General features: G+C 61.8%; 1 pseudogene. It reads right to left on the reverse strand.

Features of this window, described 5'->3' with window-relative positions:
- Window positions 1–532, reverse strand: a pseudogene (locus tag ABEA10_RS50510) (L-rhamnose isomerase); the annotation flags it as partial.

The raw sequence follows: 532 nt of genomic DNA on the forward strand, positions 1-532 counted from the left end.
CCACCCTGGATGACCTCATGCATGATCCGGAACAACTGGAACGGATCGGCCGCCCCCACCATCAGGTCATCATCGGCATAGAACCGGGAGTTGAAGTCGAACCCGCCGAGCTTTCCCTCCCGCAGCAAGAACGCCACGATGAACTCGATGTTGGTACCCGGCGCGTGATGCCCGGTGTCCACCACCACCTGCGCCTTGGGCCCCAGCTTCACACAGTGCGCATACGAGGTACCCCAGTCCGGCACATCAGTGCTGTAGAACGCCGGCTCGAACAACTTGTACTCCAACAAGAACCGCTGGTCATCCCCCAGCCGCTCATACACGGCCGCCAAAGCCTCGGCCAGCCGGTCCTGCCGAGCCCGGATGTCATCCTGGCCCGGATAGTTCGTGCCATCGGAGAACCACAGCTTCAGATCCCGCGACCCGGTCACGTCCATGATGTCGACGCAGTCCAGCAGATGGTTCAGCGCCTTCTTCCGCACCGCCGGATCGGGATTGGTGACACTGCCCAGCATGTAGTCGTTGTCCTGGA

The sequence above is a fragment of the Actinoallomurus oryzae genome (assembly GCF_039541955.1).
Lineage (GTDB): Bacteria > Actinomycetota > Actinomycetes > Streptosporangiales > Streptosporangiaceae > Actinoallomurus > Actinoallomurus oryzae.